General features: G+C 34.2%; 10 protein-coding genes. 7 read left to right on the forward strand and 3 right to left on the reverse strand.

Annotated features, from left to right (window positions below):
• The first annotated feature begins 101 nt into the window (after window positions 1-101).
• From B2745_RS05975 to B2745_RS05995, 5 genes are all read left to right on the forward strand, one after another.
• Window positions 102-2,591 (forward strand): M1 family metallopeptidase, encoded by a 2,490-nt coding sequence (locus B2745_RS05975; protein WP_304064340.1) that lies wholly within the window; start codon window positions 102-104, stop codon window positions 2,589-2,591.
• Between the two features lie 339 nt (window positions 2,592-2,930).
• A complete protein-coding gene (locus B2745_RS05980) occupies window positions 2,931-3,416 on the forward strand; it encodes a hypothetical protein (RefSeq protein WP_026902943.1) in 486 nt (161 codons plus the stop codon).
• 103 nt (window positions 3,417-3,519) lie between these two features.
• On the forward strand, window positions 3,520-3,738 hold the full coding sequence (locus tag B2745_RS05985; protein ID WP_304064341.1) for a hypothetical protein: 219 nt from the start codon (window positions 3,520-3,522) through the stop codon (window positions 3,736-3,738).
• Window positions 3,738-4,244 carry a hypothetical protein gene (locus B2745_RS05990; protein WP_304064342.1) on the forward strand — a complete coding sequence of 169 codons (507 nt, stop codon included), beginning with the start codon at window positions 3,738-3,740 and terminating at the stop codon, window positions 4,242-4,244. Before B2745_RS05985 ends, B2745_RS05990 begins: the two co-directional genes overlap by 1 nt.
• A 56-nt stretch (window positions 4,245-4,300) precedes the next feature.
• Window positions 4,301-5,257, forward strand: a complete 957-nt coding sequence (locus B2745_RS05995; RefSeq protein WP_304064343.1) for an acetyl-CoA carboxylase carboxyltransferase subunit alpha — start codon at window positions 4,301-4,303, stop codon at window positions 5,255-5,257.
• A gap of 86 nt (window positions 5,258-5,343) precedes the next feature.
• On the opposite strand, the gene B2745_RS06000 is transcribed toward B2745_RS05995, so the two are convergent.
• Both B2745_RS06000 and B2745_RS06005 read right to left on the reverse strand, forming a co-directional pair.
• Window positions 5,344-5,742, reverse strand: a complete 399-nt coding sequence (locus B2745_RS06000; RefSeq protein WP_304064344.1) for a hypothetical protein — start codon at window positions 5,740-5,742, stop codon at window positions 5,344-5,346.
• Window positions 5,743-5,862: 120 nt separating this feature from the next.
• Window positions 5,863-8,409: an ATP-dependent Clp protease ATP-binding subunit gene (locus B2745_RS06005; protein ID WP_026902938.1), complete on the reverse strand. Its 2,547-nt coding sequence runs from the start codon at window positions 8,407-8,409 to the stop codon at window positions 5,863-5,865.
• Window positions 8,410-8,601: 192 nt separating this feature from the next.
• On the opposite strand from B2745_RS06005, the gene ettA reads away from it, so the two are divergent.
• Together ettA and B2745_RS06015 are read left to right on the forward strand one after the other, a co-directional pair.
• Window positions 8,602-10,281: an energy-dependent translational throttle protein EttA gene (gene ettA / locus B2745_RS06010; protein ID WP_026902937.1), complete on the forward strand. Its 1,680-nt coding sequence runs from the start codon at window positions 8,602-8,604 to the stop codon at window positions 10,279-10,281.
• A 261-nt stretch (window positions 10,282-10,542) separates the two neighbouring features.
• Window positions 10,543-11,868, forward strand: a complete 1,326-nt coding sequence (locus B2745_RS06015; protein ID WP_304064345.1) for an OmpA family protein — start codon at window positions 10,543-10,545, stop codon at window positions 11,866-11,868.
• A 113-nt stretch (window positions 11,869-11,981) separates the two neighbouring features.
• Here the strand turns inward: B2745_RS06015 and B2745_RS06020 are convergent, their stop codons facing one another.
• Window positions 11,982-13,256: a hemolysin family protein gene (locus B2745_RS06020; protein ID WP_304064346.1), complete on the reverse strand. Its 1,275-nt coding sequence runs from the start codon at window positions 13,254-13,256 to the stop codon at window positions 11,982-11,984.
• Window positions 13,257-13,665: the final 409 nt, after the last annotated feature.

A 13,665-nucleotide genomic window follows, 5' to 3' on the forward strand; every position in this document is an offset into this window, starting at 1 on the left:
TAAAGCTGTAATATAAATAGGATATAAATTCTTTACAAATGAAACTACAATAGTTTTAACTCAATTTAAATATCTTTGCAACTTCACTAACTAAAATTCACATGATTTATCGCTTATTCAGGTATTTATCTGTAGTTATTTTACTATTTTCTCTTACTAATGCCTCATTTTCACAATCGCAAAAAGCTTACCGGGCAACAGTTGATAAAATTAACAATTTAATACACACCAAATTAGATGTTAGCTTCGATTATCAAAAAAGAAGGCTAAATGGTAAAGCTTGGATAACTCTTAAACCTCACTTTTACGCTACTGATTCTTTAACCCTAGATGCTAAAGGGATGGATATTAAAACTGTAGCGTTGGTTACTAATAATAAGCTAAGCAAGCTTAACTACAGCTATGATAGTTTAAAACTCAAAATAAATCTCGATAAAACTTATTCTAGTAAAGAAAGCTATACCGTTTATATTGATTATGTGGCTAAACCCGATGAGCTTAAAGCCAAAGGCAGTGCAGCTATTACCAATGCTAAAGGGTTGTATTTTATAAATCCTGATAGTACCATACAAAATAAGCCTGTTCAAATATGGACACAAGGCGAGACTGAAAGTTCTTCAGTATGGTTTCCAACCATAGATAGTCCGAATCAAAAAACCACGCAGGAAATTAGCATAACTGCGCCTGCAAACTATACAACTTTATCTAATGGTACTTTGGTAAATAAAAAATCTAACAAAGACGGCACTCGTACGGATACTTGGAAAATGGACAAACCTCATGCTCCTTATTTATTTATGATGGCTGTAGGCAATTTTAAAATTTACCAAGATAAATGGAAAAACATACCGGTAGACTATTATTTAGAGCCTAAGTACGCCCCTTATGCGAAAAGTATTTTTGGTAATACACCAGAAATGATGACCTTTTTCTCTAATAAATTAGGGATAGATTATCCTTGGGATAAATATGCACAAGTTGTAGTGAGAGATTTTGTAAGCGGTGCAATGGAAAACACAACAGCCACTATACATGGTGATTTTGTTCAACAAACAGACCGCGAATTGTTAGATGGAAGTGCTGGTGAGGATGTTATTGCACATGAGCTTTTTCACCATTGGTTTGGAGATTACGTAACTGCCGAAAGTTGGAGCAATTTGTCTGTTAATGAATCTTTTGCTGATATCAGCGAAACCCTTTGGAACGAATACAAATTTGGTAAAGATGCAGGAGATGCTCATAATTATGAAGCTATGCAAGCCTACCTCAATAACCCTACTGCTAAATCTAAACATCTGATTAGATTTCACTATGAAGATAAAGAAGATATGTTTGATGTAGTGTCTTACCAAAAAGGAGGGCGTATATTAAATATGCTTCGTCATGATATTGGGGAAGATGCATTTTATAAAAGCTTAAATTTATATCTAAAAAGTAATGCCTTTAAAACTGGTGAAGCGCACCAATTGAGATTAGCTTTTGAAGAGGTTACTGGTAAAGACTTAAATTGGTTTTTTAATCAATGGTATTTTAGAGAAGGCCATCCAGAGCTTAACATCAAATATAGCTGGAATGAAGGCGCAAAAACACAACAAATTATTTTAAGTCAGACTCAAAAAACCGATGTATTCTTGTTACCCATGAAAATTGATATTTATGTAGGCGGTAAAAAAGAACGTCATGATTATTTCATGACTAAAAAAGCCGATACATTAAATTTCACTCTAAATAAAAAACCAGATTTAGTTAATGTTGATGCTGATAAAATCATACTAGCAAAAAAAACAGATGAAAAATCTTTAAGTGAATACGCTTTTCAATACGAGAACGCACCACTGTATCTTGACCGTTTAGAAGCTTTAAACGCAGCTAGCAAAAATAGCAGCGATGCAACCGCACAAGCAATTATCCACAGTGCTTTAAATGATAAATACTATAAAATAAGAATCAAAGCTATAGATGCTTTAAAGCTAAATCAATCATCTGTTAAAGCTAAAGCACTTCCTGTACTTAAAAATTTAGTTAAAACTGATGAAAAAACATTAGTACAAGCAGCTGCTATAACTGCATTAGCATCTTTAAAAGACAGTTCGCATGAAACATTGTTTAAAGAAGCTTTAAAAAGTAAATCTTATGCGGTACAAGGTGCTGCCTTAGCGGCTTTAGCTGCAACCAATAAAAAAGAAGCAATCATACTTGCAAAAACTTTAGAACAAGATAGCAGAGGCCCTTTATCTGTTGCCCTGGTAGCGCTTTATGCTGATGAAGGTTCAGAAAATAATTTCGATTTTGTTTCTAAGGCTTTTAAAGATAGTGGTATAGAAGAAAAGTTTCAGATGATGCAGCGTTATGTTGGCATGTTAAGCAAAATAAAAAATACAGACATTTTTAATGAGAATGTAGCTCTTTTAAAAGGTATTGGTATACAGTATAAATCTTATGGTATTGATAAATACGTTATAGGTTTACTTCATAATCTTTTAAAGGTAAAAACAGATTTGTTAAGTTCCACTCCTACCCAAGCTAAGGCAGATGTTAATCTTCAAATAGAATATTTAAAAAGCAATATTGCTGATTTAGAAAAACTATAAACAAAATCACGACGCTTTTAACAAGGGTTGATTCTTAGAATCAGCCCTTTTTTGTTTCATCAAGTCAATATTCACAATAAAATCACATCTATTTAACAAATATTTTACACAAAAAAGCTCTTTATCAAACACTTACAAAATAAAATCACCCTTGCCCACCAAGTCTTTTTATAAATTTATCAAATAGTGTAGTATTTACACTAAGATTTTTTTCATTTTTAATTAAAAAGTCTTTTTAATATGAATTTTTTATAAAAATTAAATTTTACTTACATATTTAATAATATTAACATACTTTTGTTGTGTAAATAATTATGTTACTATTTAAAATTTAAAATTATGAAAAAGGCTATATTATCAATCGCACTATTATTGAGTTTAACAGTAAGTTTTGCTGACGAGAAAGACTCTAAAGCGGCTTCAAAATCTGGAAACGTTGCAGAAAATGTTTTAAGACAATTTGCTTATAACTTTTACAATGCAACTGATGTAAAATGGAATATCAACGAAAAATTCCAAACTGCGTTTTTTAAATTAAATGATAAACCAGCTTACGCTTTATACAATTTACAAAACGAGTTTTTAGTTGCTACACAAATTGTAAAAACAGAAGAGTTTTCTAAAGTTGCATTAAAAAGTATTTATGATACTTACGCTGGTGCTAAAATTCAAAAAATTGTTAAAATCATTTCAAGACCATCTGATTTCCAATTTTCTGATGACACCGGTTCTTACTGGGTATCTTTAATCAGCGGAGAAAAACAAGTTATCTTATTAGTTTCTCCAGAAGACAATATCACTACAGTTACTTCAATAAAAATTTAACATTAAAACCACCTTACGTAAAACCGGGCCTGTTTAAGACCCGGTTTTTTTATGCTTAAAAATTTAATACCATATTTGCTATTAAAACGTTAAATATTTAATTATGACAGCAGGTATCAGCATGATAACAGATGATAAAGGAAATAATAAAGCTTTAATTATTGACTTATTGTATTTAAAAAAGGCAAATATTAAAGCCGAAGAAGTGTTAAAAGGCTTGGCTAACTTACAAGAACTTATTGATAACACATTAGAAAAACCTCAGCAAAATACATGGGATACTGCAAAAGAGAAACTTAATAAAATTAAACCTGAAAATTAATGAAGAAAACTGCACTATGTACGCTTTTATTTTGCGTATTAGGATTTTCTATGTTACAAGCTAATACTTACCAAACAGACTCTTTAAAAAGTATAAAGCCAACATATTTAAGTAATGAACAATATTTGGCTTATACTAAAGCAAATCCATTTGAATTGGTTTTGGTAGCAGAAATAAACAATTATCCCTCGCCGCAGAAAGCTTTACAATATGCCCAACAACTTAATTTAAACGCTGCACAAAAATCACAAATCACTCAAATCCTTAATGAAATGGCCAGAAAGGCTAAAGAAATGGGGAGTTTCATTTTAGCTCAAGAAAGTAAACTCAATACTTTGTTTAAAGAGCAGAAAATAAACGATGGTTCTTTAATTTTTTACACCAATAAAATCGGGGCTCTGCAGGGCGAATTAAGAAACGCTTATTTAAAAGCTCATATCGCAACTAAAAAAGTACTTTCTGCAACTCAACTACAGAAATACAAACAACTAGTTGTTGTAAATTAGTTTTTTTAAAATTTAAGATTAAACGATAACTTAGCAACCTAAATAAAAGGAGCGATATGAATACATCTTTCGACTTTGAAAAACCTATTGCAGACTTACAGCAACAGGTTGAAAAAGTAAAGCAGGTAGCAGAAAAAACTAAGGTAGATATGTCTGCTACATTGAAAGAACTGCAAGATAAAATACAAAAAACCAAGCTAGACATATATAACAACCTTACAGGCTGGCAAAAAGTACAAATCTCTAGACATCCAGAAAGACCTTATACATTGCAATACATAGAAATGATTTGTGATGATTTTATAGAGATGCATGGTGATAGAACCGTTAAAGATGATAAAGCCATTGTTGGTGGTTTCGGAACTATTGCTGGGCAATCTGTGATGATTATTGGTCATCAAAAAGGTGTAAATACCAAAATGCGCCAGTACAGAAATTTTGGTATGGCTAATCCGGAAGGATATAGAAAGGCATTGCGACTGATGAAGCTTGCCGAAAAATTTAACAAACCTGTTATTACCTTTATCGATACACCGGGTGCTTTCCCTGGTCTTGAAGCCGAAGAGCGTGGACAAGGTGAAGCTATTGCAAGAAACTTACTTGAAATGTCTGTGCTAAATGTTCCTATCATCTGTATCATTGTTGGTGAGGGTGCTTCTGGCGGAGCTTTGGGTATAGGTATTGGAGATAAAGTTTATATGTTAGAGCATACCTGGTACTCTGTTATTTCTCCAGAATCATGCTCTTCTATTTTATGGAGAAGCTGGGATTTTAAAGAGCAAGCAGCAGAATGCTTAAAACTAACTGCTGATAATATGTATCAAAATAAGCTGATAGATGGTATTATTAAAGAACCTTTGGGTGGCGCACATCAAGACCCTAAAGCTATGGCAGAAACCATCAAAAACCAGTTATTGGCAGATTTATCTGAGCTAAAAGCTAAAAAAATTGAGAAGTTAATTGATGAGAGAATTGAGAAATTTTGCAGCATGGGTGTTGTTGTAGAAGACTAAAACCTTATACCGCACTCGATAAAAAAAGCCTCAAAACCAATAATGGTTTTGAGGCTTTTTTATACCAGAAACATGATAAATATATCTTATCGCTCTGACGGGATTAACACTATTTTAACCGGTAAAGCACCAGGTCTGTTAATCGCTCCTAAATCAGTACTTTGTACCTTGATGATGATAGCCCCTACTCTAACGGCATAGGTATAAGAAATTCCTTCAAATACATTTGGAATAGGTTCATCTTCACCATCAACAAAGGTCCCATAAACCAAAATACCATCTAAATCATAAACATTCTGATTAATTTCTGCTAAAGGAATAGAAAATGAATAAGTTACTCCGCCATCATTAGTAATCCATTCATTTTCCTGGACAACATCATAAATGGTTTTATTTGGGATGGTATAATATTCTTCTGTTACTTTTCGGCAAGATGATGTTCCTAACACCAATATACCTAATAAAACGATGGCTAGCTTCTTCATGTGTATTATATTTAAGATAAATAATTAATCATTAGACGATTGATATATGATGATGGTTGCATACTAACAAAAAAAGCACCACAATTATTGTGATGCTTTCCTTGATAGAAGAAGTTCTATCTACTCTCCGCCTTCTTTTTCTTCTTCCTTCTTCTTTTTCTTTTTAGCAGCTTTCCCTATGATATGAATTTGATCTTTTTCTTTATCATAATCCACCTCCATGGTATCGCCTTCTGTAAGTTCTCCTTTAAGGATTTCTTCTGCAATTGGATCTTCCAAGAATTTCTGAATAGCTCTTTTTAGAGGACGAGCACCAAAATTGGCATCAAAGCCTTTTTCAGCAATATAATCCTTAGCAGCCTCAGTTAATTTGATATCATAACCCAATGTTTGAACTCTGCCAAATAAAGCTTTTAATTCTATATCAATAATTTGGAATATTTCTTCTTTTTCAAGAGAGTTAAACACAATTACATCATCAACACGGTTTAAAAACTCAGGAGCAAACGCTCTCTTTAAAGCACTTTCAATTACAGTTTTATTATGACTTTCTGTTTGTGATAATTTAGCAGAAGTTGCAAATCCAACACCTTGACCAAAATCTTTTAACTGACGAGCTCCGATATTTGAAGTCATGATGATGATGGTATTTCTAAAATCGACTTTACGACCTAGAGAATCTGTTAACTGGCCTTCATCTAAAACTTGTAATAAGATATTAAATACATCTGGATGCGCTTTTTCAATCTCATCTAACAATACTACAGCATAAGGTTTTCTACGCACTTTCTCGGTTAACTGCCCACCTTCTTCATAACCCACATAACCCGGAGGCGCTCCTACCAATCTGGAAACAGCAAATTTCTCCATATACTCGCTCATATCTATCTGAATCAAAGCATCGTCTGCATCAAACATGAAACGGGCAAGTTCTTTAGCCAACTCTGTTTTACCAACACCTGTAGGTCCTAAGAAAATGAAAGAACCAATTGGTTTTTTAGGATCTTTTAATCCGGCTCTGGTACGTTGTATAGCTTTGGTTAATTTCTTGATAGCATCATCCTGACCAATAATTTTTTCGTTAATTTTCTCGAACATACCTAATAGTTTTTGACTATCAGTTTGTCCAACACGTTGTAACGGAATACCAGTCATCATAGAAACCACTTCTGCAACATTGTCTTCAGAAACAATGTACCTCTTGGTTTTAGTTTCTGCTTCCCATTCTGCCTTGGCTTTATCTAATTCTTCTAAGAGATTCTTCTCAGTATCACGAAGTTTTGCTGCTTCTTCATATTTCTGGCTACGTACAACTTTATTCTTCTCAACCTTTATTTGTTCTATTTTTTGCTCAATATCAATGATATTTTGCGGAACATGAATATTGGTTAGGTGCACTCTTGAGCCAGCCTCATCTAAAGCATCAATAGCTTTGTCTGGTAAAAATCTGTCTGTAATGTATCTTGAAGTTAAGCTTACGCAAGCTTCAATAGCTTCATCCGTATAAGTTACACCGTGATGCTCTTCGTACTTTTCTTTGATTCTGTTTAGAATCTCGATAGTTTCTGTAGGCGTAGCAGGCTCTATCATTACCTTTTGGAAACGACGGTCTAAAGCGCCATCTTTCTCGATGTATTGACGATATTCATCTAGCGTTGTAGCACCAATGCATTGGATTTCTCCACGAGCTAATGCAGGCTTAAACATGTTAGAAGCATCTAATGAGCCAGATGCACCACCAGCACCCACAATGGTATGAATCTCATCAATAAACAAAATAACATCTGGAGATTTCTCTAACTCGTTCATCACAGCCTTCATACGCTCTTCAAACTGGCCACGATACTTTGTACCAGCCACCAAAGAAGCTAAATCAAGTGTAACAACTCTCTTGTTAAATAATACCCTAGAAACTTTACGTTGTACGATTCTTAAAGCCAAACCTTCTGCAATGGCAGATTTACCAACACCAGGCTCTCCTATTAAAATAGGGTTGTTTTTCTTACGGCGAGATAGAATTTGAGACACACGCTCAATCTCTTTCTCGCGACCAACGATAGGATCTAATTTTCCATCCTCGGCCATTTTTGTTAAATCTCTTCCGAAATTATCAAGTACTGGTGTTTTAGATTTGATATCTGAAACCTTTTTAGGTGTAGAAAAAGACTCTTCTTCTTTAAAGTCATCATCACCACCGCTAGTTGCAGAATTTGTAGGATCATCTCTAAAACCACCTTTATTATTTTCTACTTCAGATTTAAATATTTCATAATTTAAATTGAACTGCGCCAATATCTGAGAAGCAATATTATCTTCTTCTCTTAAAATGGATAATAAAAGATGCTCTGTACCTATAATATCGCTTTTAAAAATTTTAGCTTCTAAGTAGGTAATCTTCAATACCTTTTCTGCTTGCTTGGTTAGGGGAATGTTCCCTAAATTAGCAGTAATAGCAGAAGTACCACGTACGGCATCTTCAATAGCTCTGCGAAGCTTTGCTGTATCAACACCCAAAGATTTTAAAATCTTTATCGCTACCCCATCTCCTTCTCTAATCAAACCCAATAGCAAATGTTCTGTGCCAATATAATCATGACCTAATCTTAAAGCCTCTTCACGGCTGTAAGAAATTACGTCTTTAACTCGGGGCGAAAATTTAGCTTCCATATAATACCTTTCTCTATAAGTGTAGAAACGTTCTAATGTATCAAATAGTTTTAGAAATGCAAGAGTAACGTTTAGTAGTTTTTATCAACAATTTAACCAATATAGTGGAAAACCGCTTTACACTAGTGAAGTTAAGAATTTTTACCTGTTTCTGACCAAAAAAACGATATTTGCCTTTCAATTGATGAAATAATGGCAGACGAGAAAATAATCTTTTCAATGGCAGGGGTAAATAAGATTTATCCGCCACAGAAACAGGTACTAAAAAATATTTACCTTTCTTTCTTTTACGGCGCTAAAATTGGCGTTATCGGGTTAAATGGATCGGGTAAATCTTCCCTATTAAAAATTATTGCTGGTTTAGATAAATCTTACCAAGGAGAAGTAGTATTATCTCCAGGGTTTTCTGTAGGCTACCTAGCACAAGAACCAGAGCTAGATCCAGAAAAAACCGTTAAAGAAGTAGTTGAAGAGGGTGCAAAAGAGATTACAGACATCCTGAAAGAATACGAAGAAATAAATGAAAAATTTGGTTTACCCGAAGTTTATGAAGACGCTGATGCGATGGATAAACTTTTAGCAAGACAAGGCGTTTTGCAAGACCAAATTGATGCTGCTAATGGATGGGAATTAGACGCAAAATTAGAGCGGGCTATGGACGCTTTACGTTGCCCAGAACCTGACGCTAAGATTGCCACATTGTCAGGAGGGGAAAAAAGACGTGTAGCTTTATGCCGATTATTGATACAAGAACCTGCTGTTTTATTGTTGGATGAGCCTACCAACCACTTAGATGCGGAATCTGTGGATTGGTTAGAGCAACACTTACAAAATTATGAAGGAACTGTTATAGCGGTTACTCACGATAGGTATTTCTTAGATAATGTTGCTGGCTGGATTTTAGAATTAGACCGTGGAGAAGGTATTCCGTGGAAAGGTAATTACTCATCGTGGTTAGACCAAAAGGCTAAACGACTAGCTCAAGAAGAAAAAACAGAGAGCAAACGCCAAAAAACTTTAGAGCGAGAACTAGAATGGGTAAGGATGGCACCAAAAGCCAGACATGCAAAATCTAAAGCAAGGCTAGGTAATTACGAGAAACTAGCATCAGAAGAAACTAAAGAAAGAGAAGATAAACTGGAACTGTTTATCCCCCCAGGACCAAGATTAGGTAATGTGGTTATTGAGGCTAATGGTGTAACCAAAGCTTATGGAGACCGTGTACTATTTGAAAATTTAACTTTCTCTCTTCCGCCGGCTGGTATAGTGGGTATTATAGGACCAAATGGTGCCGGAAAAACTACTTTATTTAGGTTAATTACTGGCCAAGAGACGCCAGACGCTGGTACTTTTAGAGTTGGAGAGACTGTAAAATTAGGTTATGTAGATCAGATGCACCATGATTTAGACCCAGAAAAATCTGTTTGGGAGAATATTACCGGCGGACATGAGACCATGATGTTAGGAAATAAAGCCACCAATTCTAGAGCTTATGTTTCTAAATTTAACTTTAACGGAGCAGACCAACAGAAAAAAGTTGGGGTTTTATCTGGAGGGGAACGTAATAGAGCCCACTTAGCAATTACTTTAAAAGAAGGTTCTAATGTTTTATTACTAGATGAGCCTACCAATGATATAGATGTGAATACTTTAAGAGCTTTGGAAGAAGCTTTAGAGAATTTTGGAGGTTGTGCCGTAGTAATTTCTCACGATAGGTGGTTTTTAGATAGGATTTGTACCCATATTTTAGCCTTTGAAGGCGATTCGCAAGTGTATTTCTTTGAAGGCAATTACTCAGAATATGAGGAAAACCGTAAAAAGAGATTGGGTGATGTTACACCTAAAAGGATTAAATATAGAAAACTAGCTTAAACTACTGAAGTATTTTAAGAAGCCTGCTTTTAACAAAGCGGGCTTTTTTTATGAGAATAGCCCCATAAAAAATCTTATCCCTTCTTAAATATAGGTTCATCATGTACTGCCAAGAGTACAAGACAAAACAAAGCTCCAGATAAATACCAGCTCTTTATGATACAGAGCCTGATTATAACTTATAAAAATTCTTGGCAGGGTTTTTCTAATACACCTGTTATTCGGTAACCTTATCATGTTACCGATTTAATTGATTAAGCTATGAAAACAATTTCTAAAATTAGTATGCTGCTTGTTTTATCAAGTTTAGCAACACAAAGTAATGCACAGGAAACAACCGCAGAAACAACATCTCGTTTTTCAACTAAAAATTTCCGTACGTGGTCTGTTGGTATACATGGTGGAGTATTAACTCCATATACGGTATTCAGAGGTCAAACAAATGATTTTAATACTCCAAAAGAAAACTGGGGTTATGGTGGCTATTTAAAAAAGCAAATTATACCATCATTTGGAATTCAGGCAGATTTTTTGGCTGGTAACGTTGAAGGATTAAGAGCATCAAGTTTGGTTCCTAACACTTCTGCTAATACCTTATACGAAGGTTCAAGTTTTAAATCTCATATAGAGTGGTCTGCTGCTTTAACAGCCAATTTCACTTTAGCCAATTTGAGTATCAATAATGAACAAGGATATTTTTCGCCTTATGTAAAAGCAGGAGCTGGATATTTATCTTCTAATGCTGAGGTGGTAAATGCGGGTCCAAACCGTGGGTATGCAGAAAATTGGTTTGTACCTGTAGGTGCAGGTTTTAAAATAGGCATAGCCAAAGGTGTTAACCTAGATTTGGGTTATGATGTAAATTTCATGAAAACAAACACTTTTGATGGTGTTGCTGGCTCTAGATTTGATAATTTCTCTTACGGACATGCAGGTGTTGAGTTTGCTTTGGGGAAAAAAGAAAACCCACAATTAGCTAATTATAGCGCTTTGGCTGATTTAAGAAAACAAACAGCCGCTGAAAGTGAAGAACTAAGAAGAGCATTATCTAATGCAGAACAAAATGCTTTGAGAGACAGAGAGCAATATGCTAAAGATTTAGGCGATGATGATGGTGACGGGGTAGCTAATAAATTTGACAAATGTGCTAACACACCTGCAAATACTGTAGTTGATGGCGCTGGATGCCCTTTAACCACACCAAAACAAATTATCAGAGAAAAAATAATGGTAACCGAGGTGGATAGAAAAATTGTTGATGAAGCCATTAAAAACTTAGAATTTGATTTGGGTAAATCTACCATACGCTCTGTATCTTATCCTACTTTAAATAAAGTTGCTGCTTTACTGGTAGAAAAAAACTTTAGCCTTAAACTTGCTGGCCATACGGATAATACAGGTTCTATGGAATTAAACTTACGTTTATCTAAAGAAAGAGCAGAAGCAGTAAAAGCTTATTTGGTAAGCCAAGGGGTTAATGCCTCTAGAATTGAAGCTACGGGTTACGGTCCAAACCAACCTATAGCAAGTAATGCTACTGCTGCTGGCAGACAAGAAAATCGTAGGGTTGAGTTTACACTTTTTTAAAGATTATCTTTAAAAAATAACAACTAACTTTAACAGAAAACACTATATAAAGGTTTAAAACACCAGCATATAGTGTTTTTTTATTGTTGATGGATGTATAAATGCTTTATACACTACTCTTTTATGGTAATTAAAAGCTTATCTACACGGTTATCATCCATATCTAAAACTTCTAATATAAAACCGTTCCATTCTGTTTTTTCGCCGGTTTTTGGAATATGATTTACCAAAGAAATAAATAAACCCGCAACTGTAGTAAAATCGGCCGGTTTATGAGCCTCTTCCAGATTAAAAAATTCTAATAATTCAAAAAAAGGCAATTGCCCATCTACAAACCACGAGTTTTGATCTCTTTGGATAATTTGATACTGGTTATCTTCTGACTCAATAGAATCATCTATCAATTCATCTAAAACATCATCTTTGGTAATGATACCCTGTAAAGAACCATATTCATCCAAAACAATAGCACTATGTGATTTATGGATTTTAAACATTTCTAATACCCGATAAGCTGGCATACTTTCTGGCACATAAAGCGGTTTAGCCAGGTTTTTAATCATATCAAAATCATTAAAACTGGTAGCTTTACTAAATAATACTTTTATAGATATAAAGCCTATCACTTTGTCTATGGTAGTATCACACACTGGATAAACGGAATGAGGCTCTTGGCTAACTTTATCTCTTATCTGCTCTAAAGACTCATCTATATTGATCCTAATTACGTCATGCCTGTGCGTCATGAGTTGACCAACCTTACGATCTCCTAACGAAAAAACCCGCTTTACAATATCATGTTCTATTTCTTCTATTTCTCCGCCTTTGGTACTTTCGCTTAGTATAGATTTTATCTCTTCTTCTGTTATGATACCATCTTGTTTTTCTTTGATACCAAATAAGCCTAAAAATAAATCGTTTGTTTTGGCTAATAACCATATTAAGGGTTTAGATATGGTGCTTAAGGCTGTCATGGGAATAGCTACAAAAGAGGCGATTTTTTCAGGAAAACTGAGCCCCAACCTTTTAGGGATAAGTTCTCCGAAAACGATGGTTAAATAGGTAATACCTACTACAACCGTGATAACTGCTAAAGACTCGCTATAAGCTTGTAAGACATCAAAGCTATTAAACCAATGGGTTAAAGCAGCAGTAAAAGTATTACCACTAAAAATACCCGTAAGGATACCAATTAAAGTAATACCTATTTGTACTGTAGATAGAAATGTATTGGGATGGTTAGCTAATTCTAATGCCTTTTTAGCATTTTTATTTCCCTTTTTTGCTGCACTTTCTAATTTAAATTTTCTGGATGAGACTAAAGCAATCTCGCTCATAGAAAAAACTCCGTTTAAAAGTATCAATGCAATAATGATGATGATTTCCATTTGTATCAAAAAGCCTGAAAATAACAAATATTTAGCTTAATAAGGTTTATTTGTGAAATCTTTACTGGATATTGATGCTTATTTCTGCTTCCTTTCTATAATTTTTTTTCTCCATCCTTCTGATGATTAGCCTCCAAGTACTTTAAGCTTGATAGAACAAAATAGAACCTATCAACTCCTGTTAGCTCAACTGCTCTTACTGCTGAAGTGGAAAATAAATGACAAAAAATCTGCGTTCTTCGGAAAGATGAGTTTTATGTTTAAAGGCAGTTTCCCAAAATATCCGCTTCTTAGGTTCTTTCTACTTTTGAATTTCTACTTCTTAAGGCATTTAGGTCTTTATACTTTTGACTTTTTACTTAAATAAAGCGCATGCGGTTTTGCATTCGAGTTTGTAAAATCATTCATA

Source organism: Pedobacter glucosidilyticus (genome assembly GCF_002483235.1).
GTDB lineage: Bacteria > Bacteroidota > Bacteroidia > Sphingobacteriales > Sphingobacteriaceae > Pseudopedobacter > Pseudopedobacter glucosidilyticum_B.

Excerpts from the sequence above, each read along its gene's own strand:
- B2745_RS05980 (WP_026902943.1), top strand. The coding sequence starts at position 2,931 with ATGAAAAAGGCTATATTATCAATCGCACTATTATTGAGTTTAACAGTA.
- B2745_RS06020 (WP_304064346.1), bottom strand. The coding sequence starts at position 13,256 with ATGGAAATCATCATCATTATTGCATTGATACTTTTAAACGGAGTTTTT.
- B2745_RS05990 (WP_304064342.1), top strand. The coding sequence starts at position 3,738 with ATGAAGAAAACTGCACTATGTACGCTTTTATTTTGCGTATTAGGATTT.
- B2745_RS06015 (WP_304064345.1), top strand. The coding sequence starts at position 10,543 with ATGAAAACAATTTCTAAAATTAGTATGCTGCTTGTTTTATCAAGTTTA.
- ettA (WP_026902937.1), top strand. The coding sequence starts at position 8,602 with ATGGCAGACGAGAAAATAATCTTTTCAATGGCAGGGGTAAATAAGATT.
- B2745_RS05975 (WP_304064340.1), top strand. The coding sequence starts at position 102 with ATGATTTATCGCTTATTCAGGTATTTATCTGTAGTTATTTTACTATTT.
- B2745_RS06000 (WP_304064344.1), bottom strand. The coding sequence starts at position 5,742 with ATGAAGAAGCTAGCCATCGTTTTATTAGGTATATTGGTGTTAGGAACA.
- B2745_RS05985 (WP_304064341.1), top strand. The coding sequence starts at position 3,520 with ATGACAGCAGGTATCAGCATGATAACAGATGATAAAGGAAATAATAAA.
- B2745_RS05995 (WP_304064343.1), top strand. The coding sequence starts at position 4,301 with ATGAATACATCTTTCGACTTTGAAAAACCTATTGCAGACTTACAGCAA.
- B2745_RS06005 (WP_026902938.1), bottom strand. The coding sequence starts at position 8,409 with ATGGAAGCTAAATTTTCGCCCCGAGTTAAAGACGTAATTTCTTACAGC.